We start from the raw sequence: 1,643 nt of genomic DNA, 5'->3' as shown, positions 1-1,643 counted from the left end.
GCTTTGGCAACTGCGTGCTGTGAAGTGCCCCCCTTAGAATAGACATTGGAAAAACCCCTTGGTTAATCCGATGAATTCTAAGGGGTGTATTTTTATAGCAACAAAAGGTCAAAAGGTCAAAACGTATTCAGATGATGTTAAATGAAAATAAAGTCTTAGACTACCGCTTTTTAATACCCTAAAAGACGACCATTGTCATCATTGTCTAGCATGCCCTGTGCTCTGCCCCCGGGGAAGAGGCAAACAACTCGCCATTTACGCTGTTTGTCTTGTGGTCTTCCAAAGTTGAAAATTTGTCGACCTTCCCATCTTTGCAGTTCTTTCGAGGCTCAATTACACGGCTTACTAGCTGACTGTCTACGCTTAAACCGTAAGATTACCCTTACCGCTCCAAGACTCGCTATTGGTGACTTGGCTAGAGTCTTTCCAAACAGGATTTCCACCTGCTAAATGACATGACTTAACTTGACGCCCTTCAAATATGCTACCCTTTAGTTTAATAGTAAAAAGAGACCCTCAGCAACGGGCTGAGGGTCTAAGTTTATATTTAAAAGGGGGTCGACTTTTATTATATTCTTGAATGATTAATGCCAGATGAAAATAAGATTTCAATCATGTAACAATCTCTTTACTATCGTTCTCCGTTAGGTTAATGAGAGAACCATATTTTTTATGTGTTTTCCTTTATCCAAGAACGCATCTTATCAGCATAGAAAGAGCGTTCGTCTGGATCGGACTGAGAACCCTTTGTCAGATAAAGTTGATCGTTCACATATCTAGGGTAAACATGGTAATGCCAAACATCTTGATTGCCAGCAGGCTCATTATGTTGTCGCGTAGATTTTTCAATAGATCCAGGGAGCAGCTGCCGCGAGGTGATCTCCTCCCTGATAATTACGCTATCGTTCCCCACTCAATTCCATATTGCTTTCTTCCAAGTTTTATTATTTCAGAATAATCGCTCCAAATTTTTTTAGATAGTTGATTTAAACGATTTACTATTCTTTGAAATTCTGCGTAATTGTCTCTTTTTAAATTAAATGACAATTGATATCTATCGTCACTTATGGTTTGAATAAGAAACCACTTATCCAGACCATGGGCAAAGGATTCTGCAAATTGCCGCTTTACATTTGCAGCAAATTGGGCATCTTCAACATCCCTATGGCATTTCACCTGGAATCCGATCTTTACACAATCGGGTACTTCCAATAAGAGATCTACACCGTGATCGTTCAATGACTGTGTAAAGTTAAGAAGAATATTTCCTCCTAAATATTCCTTGTTTAGTTCTAAGTAATCCCTAAGTTCTTTAACCATCTCATCATGGCTTCGATCCTTGAATATCAGTGTGTTCAAATCTTGACCGCGATTTAATAAAATCGAAATCGCGGTAATTACCTTATGTTTACTCAAAATAAAGCCTCCCTGAAAAACGTCATCCAATAGTAAGTTAAATCGGATCAAGTAAGTCCTCATACACTTTAAATATTAAGAAATATGAATTCAATGTATGAATTGATTAAACTAATCTGCCCAATCGTATTATGAGGTCACCAGATATTTCTGGTCGACCTCATTTTTTTGAGGCCGTAAGATAGCGGTAGCCGGGGATCGAACGTATCTGCCCGTGGGACTTGGAT

At 38.8% G+C, this 1,643-nt stretch carries 1 protein-coding gene; it reads right to left on the bottom strand.

The window, feature by feature from the left end:
• Nucleotides 1-894: 894 nt before the first annotated feature.
• On the bottom strand, nucleotides 895-1,416 hold the full coding sequence (locus GC102_RS08320; protein ID WP_171689081.1) for a hypothetical protein: 522 nt from the start codon (nucleotides 1,414-1,416) through the stop codon (nucleotides 895-897).
• Nucleotides 1,417-1,643: the final 227 nt, after the last annotated feature.

Origin of the sequence: Paenibacillus germinis (genome assembly GCF_013141785.1) — a bacterium.
GTDB classification, from domain to species: domain Bacteria; phylum Bacillota; class Bacilli; order Paenibacillales; family NBRC-103111; genus Paenibacillus_E; species Paenibacillus_E phytorum.
Note: the sequence above shows the minus strand (reverse complement) of the source record. Positions and strands in the feature narration are given on the sequence as shown.